Origin of the sequence: Microbacterium sp. Leaf288 (assembly GCF_001422925.1) — a bacterium.
In the GTDB taxonomy this organism is placed as follows: Bacteria; Actinomycetota; Actinomycetes; order Actinomycetales; family Microbacteriaceae; genus Microbacterium.
The window spans coordinates 378,758-393,050 of the sequence record NZ_LMNI01000012.1; the positions used below are offsets into that span (position 1 = coordinate 378,758).

General features: G+C 70.9%; 13 protein-coding genes. 4 read left to right on the forward strand and 9 right to left on the reverse strand.

Going from position 1 to position 14,293, the window contains the following annotated elements:
• The 5 genes from ASF40_RS15300 to ASF40_RS15320 all read right to left on the reverse strand — a co-directional run bounded on the left by ASF40_RS15300 (nucleotide 1) and on the right by ASF40_RS15320 (nucleotide 4,848).
• Nucleotides 1-1,482 carry an LCP family protein gene (locus ASF40_RS15300; protein WP_056370574.1) on the reverse strand — a complete coding sequence of 494 codons (1,482 nt, stop codon included), beginning with the start codon at nucleotides 1,480-1,482 and terminating at the stop codon, nucleotides 1-3.
• A complete protein-coding gene (purE, locus tag ASF40_RS15305; protein WP_056370576.1) occupies nucleotides 1,479-1,946 on the reverse strand; it encodes a 5-(carboxyamino)imidazole ribonucleotide mutase in 468 nt (155 codons plus the stop codon). The genes ASF40_RS15300 and purE overlap by 4 nt, the downstream gene beginning before the upstream one ends.
• 106 nt (nucleotides 1,947-2,052) lie before the next feature.
• Nucleotides 2,053-3,189, reverse strand: coding sequence for a 5-(carboxyamino)imidazole ribonucleotide synthase (locus tag ASF40_RS15310; protein ID WP_056370578.1), 1,137 nt, complete (start codon nucleotides 3,187-3,189; stop codon nucleotides 2,053-2,055).
• Nucleotides 3,190-3,253: 64 nt separating this feature from the next.
• The gene (locus tag ASF40_RS15315) at nucleotides 3,254-3,838 is read right to left on the reverse strand and encodes a PH domain-containing protein (RefSeq protein WP_056370579.1); all 585 of its coding nucleotides are present in this window, start codon (nucleotides 3,836-3,838) and stop codon (nucleotides 3,254-3,256) included.
• Nucleotides 3,839-4,038: 200 nt separating this feature from the next.
• Nucleotides 4,039-4,848, reverse strand: a complete 810-nt coding sequence (locus ASF40_RS15320; RefSeq protein ID WP_056371514.1) for a biotin--[acetyl-CoA-carboxylase] ligase — start codon at nucleotides 4,846-4,848, stop codon at nucleotides 4,039-4,041.
• Between the two features lie 96 nt (nucleotides 4,849-4,944).
• On the opposite strand from ASF40_RS15320, the gene ASF40_RS15325 reads away from it, so the two are divergent.
• Nucleotides 4,945-6,552 (forward strand): acyl-CoA carboxylase subunit beta, encoded by a 1,608-nt coding sequence (locus ASF40_RS15325; protein ID WP_056370581.1) that lies wholly within the window; start codon nucleotides 4,945-4,947, stop codon nucleotides 6,550-6,552.
• A complete protein-coding gene (locus ASF40_RS15330; RefSeq protein WP_235560255.1) occupies nucleotides 6,549-6,800 on the forward strand; it encodes an acyl-CoA carboxylase subunit epsilon in 252 nt (83 codons plus the stop codon). The genes ASF40_RS15325 and ASF40_RS15330 overlap by 4 nt, the downstream gene beginning before the upstream one ends.
• Before the next feature lie 369 nt (nucleotides 6,801-7,169).
• On the opposite strand, the gene ASF40_RS15335 is transcribed toward ASF40_RS15330, so the two are convergent.
• Genes ASF40_RS15335 through ASF40_RS15350 form a run of 4 tightly spaced genes read right to left on the reverse strand, consistent with a single transcriptional unit; the run spans nucleotide 7,170 to nucleotide 11,571 of the window.
• On the reverse strand, nucleotides 7,170-8,288 hold the full coding sequence (locus tag ASF40_RS15335; protein ID WP_056370584.1) for a hypothetical protein: 1,119 nt from the start codon (nucleotides 8,286-8,288) through the stop codon (nucleotides 7,170-7,172).
• Nucleotides 8,285-9,535: a sensor histidine kinase gene (locus ASF40_RS15340; protein WP_200919500.1), complete on the reverse strand. Its 1,251-nt coding sequence runs from the start codon at nucleotides 9,533-9,535 to the stop codon at nucleotides 8,285-8,287. Before ASF40_RS15340 ends, ASF40_RS15335 begins: the two co-directional genes overlap by 4 nt.
• The gene (locus ASF40_RS15345; protein WP_056370586.1) at nucleotides 9,525-10,202 is read right to left on the reverse strand and encodes a response regulator transcription factor; all 678 of its coding nucleotides are present in this window, start codon (nucleotides 10,200-10,202) and stop codon (nucleotides 9,525-9,527) included. Before ASF40_RS15345 ends, ASF40_RS15340 begins: the two co-directional genes overlap by 11 nt.
• A gap of 22 nt (nucleotides 10,203-10,224) precedes the next feature.
• Nucleotides 10,225-11,571 (reverse strand): class I SAM-dependent RNA methyltransferase, encoded by a 1,347-nt coding sequence (locus ASF40_RS15350; protein ID WP_056370588.1) that lies wholly within the window; start codon nucleotides 11,569-11,571, stop codon nucleotides 10,225-10,227.
• A 37-nt stretch (nucleotides 11,572-11,608) separates the two neighbouring features.
• Here ASF40_RS15350 and ASF40_RS15355 point away from each other — a divergent pair, with 37 nt between their 5' ends.
• Together ASF40_RS15355 and ASF40_RS15360 are read left to right on the forward strand one after the other, a co-directional pair.
• Entirely contained in the window at nucleotides 11,609-12,316 is a 708-nt protein-coding gene (locus ASF40_RS15355) for a Maf family protein (RefSeq protein ID WP_056370590.1), read from the forward strand.
• Between the two features lie 129 nt (nucleotides 12,317-12,445).
• Complete coding sequence (locus tag ASF40_RS15360) at nucleotides 12,446-14,212, forward strand: acetyl/propionyl/methylcrotonyl-CoA carboxylase subunit alpha (RefSeq protein WP_056370592.1); 1,767 nt, start codon at nucleotides 12,446-12,448, stop codon at nucleotides 14,210-14,212.
• The last annotated feature ends 81 nt before the right edge of the window (nucleotides 14,213-14,293 follow it).

The following is a 14,293-nucleotide window of genomic DNA, read 5'->3' on the forward strand; positions in this document are numbered from 1 at the left end:
TCACTCCCCCGACGGAGTCGGAGTCGGCGGGTGAAGCGTCGTCTGCACGAGCTCCGCGATGTACGCCCAGTCGGGGCTGAACTCGTCGATGCCTTCGGCAGGCGTCAGCTCGAGCGTCTGCACGGGCTCCTCCTTCGCCTTGACCGCAAGGTCGACGAGCGCGGGGATCAGGGACTGCGGAAGGTCCGTCTCCACGATGTCGGCGCCGGCGTTCGCGACATCCTGGAAGCGCGTGAGCACGACCTGCGGCGTGAACTGGGCGAGGATCGCCTCCTGGAGCTCACGCTGGCGCCTCATGCGATCGAAGTCGCTGGTCGTGTAGCGCGAGCGGGCGTACCACTGGGCGGTGTCGCCGTCCATGTGCTGCTGGCCGGCCTCGATCCAGCCGGTCGCCCATGCGTCGACGTTGTGCGGATCGACGCCCTCGGGCGGGCCGCCCTTGGGCAGCCGCTCCACGACGTTGATGTCGACCCCGCCGAGCGCATCGACCAGCGACGCGAACCCGTGCATGTCGACGAAGACGTAGTAGGGGATCTCGATGCCGAGGATCCCGGAAGCCGCGTCCTTCGTGGCCTCGATGGCCGGCGTCGAGCCCTGGGCAGCAGCATCCGGGTACAGCCCGGTCCCGCGATCCTCGCGACACTGCTCGACGGCATTCGTCAGCTGGTTGATCCCGCTCCCCCAGCCGCAGGTGGGGTCGCCGTGCCCTTCGAAGCCGTTGGGGTACTCGTCCTGCATCGGGCCCTCGGCGAACGGGAAGTTGGGCATGTCACGGGGGATGCCGGTGATCGTGGTCGCACCGGTCGCGGCGTTCACCGAGACCACCGAGATGCTGTCGAACCTCATCGAGTCGCGGCCCTCGCCGCTGTCGGCGCCGAGCAGCAGGATGTTGTAGTAGCCGTCTGACGGGGGCACGGTCGGCCCGCTCGCCCCGAAGATGTTGCTGATCGTCGAACGCACGGTGCCGACCGCGTTCGACGCGTACACCGCGGTTCCGCTCGCGACCACGAGAAGTCCGACGGCCACCAGCGCGATGGCGAACCGTGCGACGCCCCCCGTCTTGACCAGGCGCACCAGGCGCAGCGTGTCGATCGTCAGCACGACCCACAGCACCGCGTACGCGAGCAGCAATCCCTGCGCGATCAGCAACGGCAACGGGCGCAGCAGCCCGAGCCAGTCGGGAAGCCACGCGCTCGTCACGATGCTCAGCCCGGCGGTCGGCGCGAGCAGCGAGAACAGCAGCGCGACGACGAGCAGCGTCCACATCACGAGGGTCGCGGCGATCCCGAAACGGCCCAGCTTGCGGTTGCCCGCGAGCACCTGCGCAGAACCCGGGGTGAGGAAGTTGAGCCCGACCAGCCACCACCCTCGGCGGGTCATCACGGCGCGGGACGAGGCATCCGGATTCCTCATCGGGCGCTCCTCGACCACACCCGGACGAACCGGGCGGGCAGTGGTGCGAGGTGCGCTCATGACGCTCACAGCGACTCCTTGAGCCGCCGGTTCTTCTGCTCGACCTGCGCTTCGAGATCGCGGGCGTAGGCCTCGACGCGGTCCGCGACCTCTGCGTCGGCGCTGCCGAGGATGCGGGCGGCGAGGAGTCCGGCGTTCTTGGCGCCGTTGATGGAGACGGTGGCGACCGGGATGCCGGCGGGCATCTGCACGATGCTCAGGAGCGAGTCCATGCCGTCCAGGGTCGCCAGCTGCACGGGAACGCCGACCACCGGGAGGGCGGTGAGGGATGCCAGCATGCCGGGGAGGTGTGCAGCGCCTCCGGCGCCGGCGATGATGACGCGCAGTCCGCGCGCCCGCGCCTCACGCCCGTAGCGGACGAGCTTGTCGACCGTGCGATGCGCCGAGACGACCTCGACCTCGTGCGGGATGCCGAAGTCGGTGAGCGCCTGAGAGGCGTCGCTCATGACCCGCCAGTCGGAGTCGGAGCCCATGACGACGCCGACGAGCGGCGCCTCGGAGGAATGAAGGGGCGCAGTCACTCGTCAAGGCTAGGGGGCGTGGCTGGAAACTCCCCGCAACGGCGCGCTTCCGAGGATGTCAGTCCAGGAAGAAGGATGCTGCGGCCCGAGCCTGGTACGCCACGTCATCGAGCTCGTCGCCCACGACGTTGACGTGCCCGACCTTGCGGCCGGGGCGCGGCGCCTTGCCGTAGGTGTGGACCTTCGCCTGGGGGTGCTCGTCCATCGCCGCGGCGAACCGCGCGTCGAGGGACTCCTCCGCCGGGCCGCCGAGGATGTTGACCATCACGGCCCATCCGGCGACGGGGTCGGTGTCGCCGAGGGGCAGATCGAGCACGGCGCGGAGGTGCTGTTCGAACTGGCTCGTGACGGCGCCGTCCTGGCTCCAGTGGCCGCTGTTGTGCGGGCGCATGGCGAGCTCGTTCACGAGGAGCCGCTCGTCGGTCGTCTCGAAGAGTTCGACCGCCAGCATCCCGGTCACGCCCAGGCCCTCGGCGATCGAGACGCCGATGCCCGCGGCCACCTGCTGCAGGCGGTCGCTGGAGTGAGGGGCCGGCGCGATCACCTCGGCGCACACGCCGTCGCGCTGCACGGTCTCGACCACCGGGTAGGCGCGGACCGCGCCCGACGGGCGACGGGCGACCTGCTGCGCGAGTTCGCGCGTGAAGTCGACGAGCTCCTCCACGAGGAGGGCACCGCCGTGGGTGTCCTCGGCGAGCGTCGCGAACCAGTCGTCGGCCTCGGTGCCCGCCGACACGACCCGCACGCCCTTGCCGTCGTAGCCACCGCGTGGGGTCTTCACGACGGCGCGGCCGCCGTGGTCGTCGATGAAGGCCTGCAGCTCGTCGGCGTTCGTGACCGCCGCCCAGTCGGGCTGCGGCATCCCGAGCTCCTGCAGACGTGCGCGCATGACGAGCTTGTCCTGCGCGAACTTCAGCGCATCGGGGCCGGGATGCACGGAGATCCCCTCGCCGACGAGGGTCGCCAGCACATCCTGCGGCACGTGCTCGTGGTCGAAGGTGACGACATCGACCTCGCGGGCGAAGGCGAGCACGGTGGCGGCATCGCGGTAGTCGCCGACAGCGGTCGCGGCGAGCGATGCCGACATCCCCTCGTCTTCGGCGAGCACCCGGATCTCGACTCCGAGCTCGACCGCCGGCGCGATCATCATGCGGGCCAGCTGCCCACCCCCGACGACTCCGACTCGCAGCGCCATGCCATTCCCTCTCGTCAGCCTCCGTCCATCATCCCGCACCCGTGGGATGACGAACGAGCCGGGGTCACACCTGCGGCAGCGGGGGCCTGGGGGGAACGGTGGGCTGCGGCCCGGGAGGAAGCGGCTGGGCGTCGCGGTGCGCGAGGATCTGGTTCACCTCGACCTGGTCGACGAGCGCCTCGTGCACCAGCTCGGCGCTCGGGATGTTCGCGAGCCGGAGCGGCTCGTCGACACCGTTCGTCAGCGTGATCGTGCCGGCGCCCCACATGCGCTGCAGCAGGCCGCGGTGCACCTTGAGGGTGTAACCGCGGACGTGCGCGAGCTCCCGGCGCTTCACGGCGAAGATGCCGCGGCGCTCCATCACGCGCCGCGTGGTGACCGTGTACACGTGGCCGAGCCACGACAGATACGGCAGCACGACGAGCAGCAACACCACGAGCGCGGCTCCGGCCAGCAGCATCCAATTCTCGAAAGGTGCCGGCAGGTTGCCGTAGAAGTAGCCGACGGCGCCGGCGACGACGATCAGCACCAGCGCCGACCAGGCGAGCCGCCGGGCGTGTGCGCGGAAGCGGGCGACGAGCAGCTCCGGGGTGGGCGCACCGGGGGCAGGCGTCAGCGGCCTGCCACCGTAGCTCGTCGGCTGCGTCATGTCCCCATTGTGCGGGTAGCGGCCGACAGTGCGCTGATCACCCGCCGTTTTGCGCCATGTGCCGGCGTTTCGACTCGCACGCTCGCTCAACGACCGAGAGGAGAGATCGCCCGCTGCGTTTCGACTCGCAAGCTCGCTCAACGACCGAGAAGAGCGAACGCCCGCGGCTTTTCGACTCGCGCGCTCGCTCAACGACCGGACTACGCGGAGCGGCTCCGCACGTGCACGACGTCGCCGGCGGAGACGACGCTCTCGAACTCGGCATCCTGGACCACCACCAGGCGCCCGTCGGGATCGATCCGCTGTGCACGGCCCCACAGCGTCTCACCGTTCGGCAGCGACACCGCGACGTCGCTTCCGAGCGTGCTGCAGAGCGACTCCACCTCCCCGAGCACGCCCGATGCGGCAGCGTCACCGCCGGCTGCGCCGAGCGCCTTCAGCTGCTCGTCGAGCGCGCCGAGGTAGTCGGCGAGCAGGCGGTCGTCGTCGCACTCCAACCCTGCGGCGGCGAAGGAGGTCGCCGTCGCGACGGGGAGGTCGACTGCCGCCATCCGCGTATTCACTCCGGAGCCGATCACGACGACGTCGGCATGCCCCGGCACGACCTCCGCGAGGATGCCGCAGATCTTCGATCCGTCGAGAAGCACGTCGTTCGGCCACTTGAGCGTGGCGCTGTGCACCGACCCGACCAGCTGCGCGGCGATCGCGCGGGTCATCGCCGCGCCCGCGATGAGCGGGATCCACCCGCGGGCGGCGACCGGAAGGGCCGAGGCGTCGACCGCGACCGAGACCGCGAGCGCCGATCCGGGCGGAGTGACCCACGTGCGGTCGAGGCGCCCGCGACCGGCTCGCTGATCGTTCGTGAGCAGCAGCGACAGGTGCGGCCATTCATGCGGCGCGTCGATGACGTGCCGGATGACGTCGGCATTGGTCGAGTCCGTGGTCTCTACGACCTGGACGCGCGGACTCACGGCGGCGGTGAGCGGGAACCCCTCGGACGAGAACGTCATGTCGTTCACGCTACGCCCCTCGCTCCGGGGATGGACAGCGGATGCCGCAACCCCTTGTGCGAACCCTCCAACAGATCGACCGGGCCCGCCGATAGGGTGGAATCCGTGACTCAAGCGCCAGATCAGCCCGACCTGTCGACGACCGCCGGCAAGATCGCCGACCTCCGCGCACGCTTCCAGGAGGCCGTCCTCGATCCCGAGGAGGTCGCGAAGGAGAAGCAGCACGCGAAGGGCAAGGGCACCGCGCGGGAGCGCATCGAGATGCTCCTCGACACCGGCAGCTTCGTCGAGCTCGACGAGTACGTGCGTCACCGCACGACCGCCTTCGGCATGGACCGCTCGCGTCCGTACGGCGACTCGGTCGTCACCGGCGTCGGCACGATCCACGGCCGCACCGTCGCGGTGTACTCGCAGGACTTCTCGACGTTCGGCGGCTCTCTCGGCGAGGTCGCCGGCGAGAAGATCATCAAGGTCATGGAGTTCGCCCTGCGCAGCGGCATCCCCATCGTCGGCATCCTCGACTCCGGCGGCGCGCGCATCCAGGAGGGCGTGGTCGCCCTCGGCAAGTACGGCGAGATCTTCCGCCTCAACACCCGCGCATCGGGCGTCATCCCCCAGATCTCGATCATCATGGGCCCGGCCGCGGGTGGCGCGGTCTACTCCCCCGCTCTCACCGACTTCGTCGTGATGGTCGACAAGACCAGCCAGATGTTCGTCACCGGCCCCGACGTCATCAAGACCGTGACCGGCGAGGACGTCGGCATGGAGGAGCTCGGCGGCGCGCACACGCACAACACCCGCTCGGGTGTCGCGCACTACCTCGCCGAAGACGAGGACGACGCGATCGACTACGTGCGGTCGATGCTCGGATTCCTCCCCGACAACAACATGGCGGAGCTGCCGGTCTACGAGACGGGCTTCGAATTCGAGACGACGGATGCTGACCGCGCGCTGAACGCGGTCATCCCCGACTCGCCGAACCAGCCGTACGACATCCACCAGGTGATCCGCGGCATCGTCGACGCCGAGGACTTCCTCGAGGTGCAGCCGCTGTTCGCGCCGAACATCGTCATCGGCTTCGGCCGCGTCGAGGGCCGCTCCGTGGGCATCATCGCCAACCAGCCCTCGCAGATGGCCGGAACGCTCAACATCGAGGCGGGCGAGAAGGCGAGTCGCTTCGTGCGGTTCTGCGACGCCTTCTCGATCCCGATCGTCACGCTCGTCGACGTGCCCGGCTACCTCCCCGGCACCGACCAGGAGTGGACGGGCGTCATCCGCCGCGGCGCCAAGCTCCTCTACGCCTACGCCGAGGCGACCGTGCCGCTGGTGACCGTGATCCTGCGCAAGGCCTACGGCGGCGCCTACATCGTGATGGGCTCGAAGCAGCTCGGCGCCGATGTGAACCTCGCGTGGCCGACGGCCGAGATCGCCGTCATGGGCGGCCAGGGTGCCGTCAACATCCTCTATCGCGGCGAGATCAAGAAGGCGGAGGAGAACGGCGAAGACGTCGCCGCCGTCCGCACGCGCCTCGCGAACGAGTACACCTACAACGTGGCCTCGCCGTTCCTCGCCGCCGAGCGCGGCGAGCTCGACGGCATCATCGAGCCGGCCGCGACCCGCGTCTCGATCGCCAAGGCCCTCCGCGCCCTCCGCGGCAAGCGCGCGAGCCTGCCGCCCAAGAAGCACGGGAACATCCCGCTGTGAGCCCAGCAGACGAGGGCATGGACGTGGATGCTGCGCCCCAGGGCCCGACCATCGAGGTCCTCCGTGGCGCGCCCACCGAGGTGGAACTCGCCGCGCTCATCGCCGTCGTGAGCGAGGCGTACACCGGTGAAGCAGCCGAAGCCGTCGCGGACGACCGCACGAGCCGCACCGGCTGGGAGCTCTCGCAGCGTGCGCTGCGGCAGCCACTCGATCGGGACCTCGGCTGGGGCCGGTTCGGGAGCGTCTGACAGTGAACGCTGTCAGCGGAGGTTTATGGACCCCGTCCATCGCTCGGCGGGCTTGTCCCCCGAAATACCTACAGACACACCCCTTGCAACCCCGAGATACTTGACTCGCTGGAACGCTTCTGCGTTCGGTCGATCCGACACCGCTTAGCGGATGCCCCGGATCCGGCCATGCGGATGGTTTTCGGGTAACCTTCCGCGCAGGCGAGGGGCGGGCGGCTTCGCCGCCCCTCGCCTCCTTCATTTCCCGCTCTCCGCCAGGAATCCCCTCCCCCTTTCCGGCGGGGAGCGAGTCTGCCATCGGAACCGGCGCGGATCAGACGTCCGCGGGCGCGCCGGGTGGCAGCATCCCCCTCCGTCGAGAGGTGAGGGTCAGGCTCTGCCCGGGTGCGGGATCTCGCGCCACAGGTCGACGGAGTCCTCGTCGCTGGGTCCGCCCACGGAGGGCGAGCGGCCGACCACGGTGACCGCGATGCGCTCGTCGGGCGACGTGCGGATGTAGAGACGGTCCGAGCTCGCCGATCGCAGGGTCTCGGCCAGCTGCGCGCGGATGATGCCCAGCGTCTCGTCATCGACGTCGTCGAGTCCGCCCTCGTCGAGCACGGTGACGTTGGCGCCGCGGCGGCGTGCCCGCTCGAGCTCCGCGCGCACCTCGTCGTCGAGCAGCCGCGGGCCGCGCATCTCGTCGCGCAGCCGCCCCTCGGCGATGCGCGCCTCGAGGCGATCAGCCTCGGTGAGCACGCCCGCATGAGCGACCGTACGTGTGAGCACGGGGCCGGCGACGGCGAGCGCGCGCTGCACCTGCACGCGCCGCTCGCGCTGGCGGACCACCTGCGAGGTCTGCCATCCCGTCGCGGCGCGCTGGAGCCGCGTGAGCCGCGAGGTGTCGCGCGCGGCACGGTCCATGGAGAACACCAGCAGCTGGGCGCACGTCACCCAGACGATCGAGCCGACGAGCCCGAGGGCGAGTGCATTGAGCGGGCCCATCCAGAGGAACGACGCGATCGTGAGGAGGATGATCCCCGCCCACGCCGTCCAGGGACGACGGCGCACCATGACGATGGTCATGAGAGCGCCGATCCCCCCGAGGTACCACGTCGCGAAGGAGACCGTGCGGGCGGTCTCGCCGACCGCGATGGGGATGGCGTTCGGCACGATCACCGCGCAGGCGAGGGCGAGGACCTGGGCTGTCACCGGCAACGGCAGCGGGCCCCGGATGCCTTCCCCGGCGGGGTGCGGCGCCGCCTGCGCCTCGAGACTCTCGAGCGACTCGCCGTCGGCCGAGCGGGCCGCGCGAGGGGACGGACTCGAGCGTTGCGATGACGGCTGCCAGAAGATGCACAGCCAGGTCACCGCGAGGTAGATCCCGACGGAGATGACGATGATGAGCGGCTGCGGGATCGGCCGCCCGGTCCACAGCAGACCTCTCGCGGCGAAGTAGGCGGTGAAGGCCACGCCGAGCACCGTGAGGACGTTCTTGACGCTGATCATGCCGACGGCTCCCGCCAGATGAGCCGCACGACGGTGCCGTGGGGTCCTGACTCCAGTTCGGCGCGCCCGCCCACCGCGGCCACTCGCGCGACGATCGACGCGCGGATGCCCAGGCGGTCATCGGGGACGGCATCCAGGTCGAATCCCTCTCCCGCATCGTGGACTTCGACGCGCACCGTCCCGTACGCGGCATGAAGCACGACGCCCAGCCCGGCGCCACCCGCGTGCTGGACCGCGTTGGCGATGGCCTGCGTCGCGGCCAGGGTGAGGGCTCGGGCCACGCGCCCGGGGATGGACGGGGCATCCGGGTCGATCTCGTTCTGCACATCGACGTCGACGCCCAGCTCGTCGGCGGCCTGAGCGATCTCCTCGGACAGCACGGCCGGCGCCCAGGGCTCGTCGGGCCCCTCGTGCTCGTCCTGCTCGGTGTTGGCCAGCCGGGTGAGCGCCTCGCGCGCCATGGTCGCCGCGAGCGTGCGCTCCCGGGGTGTCGTCGCCCGCTCCGCGGCGATCAGCGCAGCCAGCACGCTGTCATGCATGAGCGCCGCCACCGCCACGCGCTCCTGCTCCGCGGCGTCGGCGGCAGCCGCCTTCGCGTACGAGGAGACGGCCTGCGCCCGGGTCTTGTCGACGTTCACCGCCACCGATCGGAACAGCCACCCCAGGGTGAGGATGATGCCGCCGAGGATGAGCGCGAAGCTCACGTCGAGGATCACGACCGGCCAGTAGACGGGTTCGAAGCCGACCTGGATCATCCGGACGACACCGAACAGCAGCGGCAGGGCGATCGTGAACGCGATCTGGAGCGGGAAGGGAAAGGCGAGCACGGCCGCCAGCGTCGCGAGGTTGAGCAGGTACCAGATCCACGGCTCGTCCGGCGTCGGAGGTTCGACGCCCGCCGTGGCGATCGGCCACGCGAGCAGCACGAGGACGTAGATGATCGCGAAGACGCCCGCCGCCGGGCGCACACCCCGGCCGACCACGCACGCGAGCACCATCACGCCGAGCGCGCCGAACACCACGACCATGAGCGGGACGTGCCACCCCGGGCGTTCCGGGGCGGGCCCTAGAGCGCTCAGGAACGACTGGAGTCCGAGGATCAGCGAGCCGAAGCCGCCGGCGACGAGCGAGATGATGCGCTCGACGCGGGACCGGGTGAACGACCCGATCCCGGCGGTCGTCTGCGGCGAGTGCGCGATCTGCCCCCACGCCGTGTCGAGCACGCCGGTCTGTGCGTCAGCGGCCACGCGTGACGTCTCCCGGGTCCGCCGCGGGCTCGACCAGGATGCCGTCTTCGACGGCGCGATGCAGCAGATCGATCTTCGTCGGTGCGGGCCTGCCGACCTCGACGTACTTGACGCGGATGCGCGTGATGTTCTCCTTCGCCGTCGAGTACGCGACCCCGAGGCGATCGGCGACCACCTTGAGCGGCAGCCCGGCGGCGTACAGACGGAGCACGTCGCGCTCGCGCGCCGACAGCTGCGCATCGGCGAAGGCACGGTCACCTTCGACGGCACTGGCCCACTCGACGTTGTTGAGCGGCTCGCCGCGCGCGACCGTGTGCACCGCCGCGATCACGTCGCCGATGGGCGAGGACTTGCTGACGACGCCGGCGGCACCGGCGGAGAGCGCCTCTCGCACGGCCGCGGGCCGGTCGGCGACACTGTGGATGATGACGCTCGATCCGTCGAGCACGAGGCGTCGCACGTTCTCGGTGACGGTGGTGCCGTCGCCGAGCGTCAGATCGAGCACCACCACGTCGGCGGGCGCCTGCCGCGAGAATGCACGCCAGTCGACGTACTCGGTGACAGTGCTGCCCGAGAAGGCGACGGTCATCGTCTCGGCGCGGGCGCACGCCGCCTCGAGGCCGAGCCGGACCGACTCGTGATCGTCGATGAAGGCCACCCGCGTCATTCCGCCAGCCTAGCGACGAGTGTCACGCGCGGGTGAGAACCGCCACGGCTTCGACGTGATGCGAATTCGGAAAAAGGTCCAGGCCATCGACACTTGCGACCTCGTACCCGCCAGCACGGAAGGTCGCGATGTCGCGGGCGAGCGCGACGGGGTCGCACGCGACGTAGACGACGGTCGCGGGCGCGAGCGAGGTCAGGTGGTCGACGACCTCGCGGCCGGCTCCCGAGCGGGGCGGGTCGAGCAGGACGACCCCACGCGACAGCCGCTCGCGTTCGGGGACGGATGCCTCGGCCGCGAGCCGCGCGAGCCACCGGTCGACGCGCCCGGTCTCGGCGCGAGCCCCGACCCACTCGGCGAGGTTGTCCCCCGCATGCTCGGTCGCGCGCGCGTCGGACTCGACGCTCGTCACGCGGGTCGAGGATCCGCCGAGGTCGCCGAGCGTCGCGGCGAAGAGGCCGACGCCGCCGTACAGGTCCAGGTGCCAGGCGTCGGGGTCGACGGCGGCGGCATCGCCGGGGAGCGCGCCGAGCGCTGCGGCGACGGTGGTGGTGAGGGTGTGCGCCGCCAGACGGTGGACCTGCCAGAAGCCGCCGGCATCGACGCGGAAGCCGCGGCCGCCGACGCTCTCGAGGACGACCTCGGGAGCGGGCGCCTTGCGATGCCGGGGGGTCGCGGCCCGAGCGCCGCGTCCGCGGCGGGCCGCAGCATCCGATGTCCGTACCGGCCGTGGAAGCGTGAGGACGCGACCGTCCGCCGGCTGGATGAGATCGATGCGACCGGGCTCGCTGGCGGCGAGCGCGAGCGCAGCGCGCTCCACGGCCGGCGTGGCGAGGGGCAGGTCCTCGAGCGGGACCACACGGTGGCTGCGCGCGGCGTACTGGCCGACGTTGCCGTCCGCGTCCACGTGCAGGCTCACCCGGGTGCGCCACCCGGTGCCGTCGACCGACTCGCCGTCGGCTTCGGCACCGTCGAGGGCGGGAACCGGCGCGACGCCGCTCATCGTGGCGACCGGGTCGGTGATGCCGCCGAACCGGTGCAGCGCGTCGAGCAGCACCTCGAGCTTGAGCGCACGCTGGTGCTCGAGCGCGATGTGGCCGAAGTCGGCACCGCCGGGCCGCTGCTCCGGTGGGATGTCGACATCGGCTTGGCGCCAGACGTGCAGCTGCCGGTGCGGCGATGCCTCGAGCACCTCGAGCGTCTCGCCGCGCCAGAACGACTTCTTCCCGGTGTCGGTGAGCCGCACGCGCACGCGCTCCCCCGGGATCGTGTCGGGCACGAACACGACGCGGCCTTCGTGCCGGGCGACGAAGACGCCGCCGTGGGCGACGCCCGTGATGTCGAGATCGAGGATGCCGCCGGTTTCACTCACCCGACGAGCCTACGTCCCCGCCCCGTACTGTGAGGGGATGCGCGTCTGCCTCGCCTCGACCTCGCCCGCCCGGCTCATGCTGCTCGGGCAGTTCGGCATCCGTCCGCTCACCATCGCCCCCGACGTGGACGAGGAGGCCGTCATCGCCGCGGTCGAGGCGGCCGAGGCCCGCACGCTCGCGCCCGACGAGCACGTCCTGCTGCTCGCGCGGCGCAAGGCGGCGGAGGTCGCGGCGCGGCTGCGCGACGACATCCCGGGGTTCGACGGCATCGTGATCGGCGGCGACTCGATGTTCGAGCTCGACGGCGAGGTGCTCGGCAAGCCCTACACGCCCGAGAACGCAGCCGCCCGCTGGCGCGCGATGCGTGGGCGCACCGGCGTGCTGCACTCGGGCCACGCCGTGGTGCGCATCGAGCCGGGCCAACCCCCGCGCGAGGTGCACGCGACGGCTGCGGCATCCGTCTCCTTCGTCGCTGACGTGACGGATGCCGAGATCGACGCGTACGTCTCGACCGGCGAGCCCTTGCACGTGGCGGGCGCGTTCACGGTCGACAGCCTCGGCGGCGCGTTCATCGAGCGGGTCGAGGGCGATCCCTCGACGGTCGTCGGCATGTCCGTGTCGACGTTGCGGCAGCTCGTGCACGAGGTGGGCGTGGAGTGGACATCGCTCTGGAACACGTCGGATCCGTCGCTCGGTCCCACCGAGATCGACGAGAAGTCGTTCGTGGAAGACGGGGCGCAGTGAGGGCGTTCCCTTTGTGGGGTACGGGGCGCAGTGAGGGCGTAACCGTTGTAGTAGGAATCCCACGTTTCTCGTCGGTTCTTGTACGAACCGCTCAAAAGCCCTCGGGATGCCGTCGGTAGGCTGGCACTCATGCCTCAGATCGCCAAGGTTCTCGTTGCCAACCGCGGCGAGATCGCCGTCCGCGTCATCCGCGCCGCACGCGACGCCGGGAAGGCGTCGGTCGCCGTCTACGCCGATCAGGACCGCGACGCCATGCACTCGCGCCTCGCCGACGAGGCGTACGCCCTCGAGGGCGCGACCAGCGCCGAGACGTACCTGTCGATCGAGAAGATCCTCTCCGTCGCGCGGCGCTCCGGCGCCGACGCGGTGCACCCCGGCTACGGCTTCCTCGCCGAGAACGCCGACTTCGCCCGTGCCGTCATCGCGGCGGGCCTGGTCTGGATCGGGCCGTCGCCCGAGGCGATCGAGGCCCTCGGCGACAAGGTGACCGCCCGCGCGGTCGCCGAGAAGGTGGGCGCGCCGCTCGCCCCGGGCACCCCCGGCCCCGTGGCCGGTGCCGACGAGGTCGTCGCCTTCGCTGAAGAGGTGGGTCTGCCCATCGCGATCAAGGCCGCATACGGCGGCGGCGGACGCGGCCTCAAGGTCGCCCGCACGATCGATGAGGTGCCCGAGCTGTTCGAGTCGGCGACCCGCGAGGCGATCACCGCCTTCGGTCGCGGCGAGTGCTTCGTCGAGAAGTACCTCGACAAGCCCCGTCACGTCGAGACGCAGTGCCTCGCGGATTCGGCCGGCAACGTCGTCGTCGTCTCCACGCGCGACTGCTCACTGCAGCGCCGGCACCAGAAACTCGTCGAGGAGGCTCCCGCGCCGTTCCTCAGCGACGAGCAGAACAAGACTCTGTACGAATCGTCGAAAGCCATCCTCAAGGAGGTCGGCTACGTCGGCGCGGGCACCTGCGAGTTCCTGATCGGCGCCGACGGCACGATCTCGTTCCTCGAGGTGAACACGCGCCTGCAGGTCGAGCACCCGGTCTCGGAAGAGGTCACCGGCATCGACCTCGTGCGCGAGCAGTTCCGCCTCGCCGAGGGCGAGGAGCTCGGCTACGACGACCCGAAGCCCGAGGGCCACTCGATCGAGTTCCGCATCAACGGCGAGGACCCCGGCCGCGGCTTCCTCCCCCAGCCCGGACCGATCCATGTGTTCAAGACGTTCGGCGGCCCCGGCATCCGTCTCGACTCCGGCGTCACCGCCGGCGACAGCGTGTCGGGTGCGTTCGACTCTCTGCTCGCGAAGATCATCGTCACCGGCCGCGACCGCGCCGAGGCGCTGGAGCGCTCGCGCCGCGCGCTCGACGAGTTCGAGGTCTCGGGCCTGCCGACCGTGCTGCCGTTCCACCGCGCCGTCGTGCGCGACCCCGCGTTCACCGCGGAGGACGGCCGCTTCGGCGTCTACACGCGGTGGATCGAGACCGAGTTCGTCAACGACATCGCCCCGTGGGACGGCGAGCTCAGCGAGCCCACTCCCGCCGAGGCGCGGCACACGGTCGTCGTCGAGGTCGCCGGCCGGCGCCTCGAGGTGAGCCTGCCCGACCGCGTCGTCGCGCCCGTCGGGGTCGCCGGACGCCCCGCGGCCGTGCCGCCGTCGCGCCGCTCGCACGCCCCCTCGGTCGTCGCGGGCGCCTCGGGCGACGCGGTGAAGTCGCCGATGCAGGCCACGGTCGTGAAGGTCGCCGTCGAGGAGGGCCAGCAGGTCGTCAAGGGCGACCTCGTCATCGTCCTCGAGGCGATGAAGATGGAGCAGCCCATCCAGGCCCACAAGGACGGCGTCATCGGCACGATCAACGCCGACCCCGGCACGACGGTGTCGGCCGGGCACCAGCTCCTCACCATCTCCTGATCCCGGTTCCGTGGTCTCGCGTCGTCGGGCGCGCCGAAACACGGGTCCGTCGCGCGACACTCCGGGCCGCAGCATCCATCA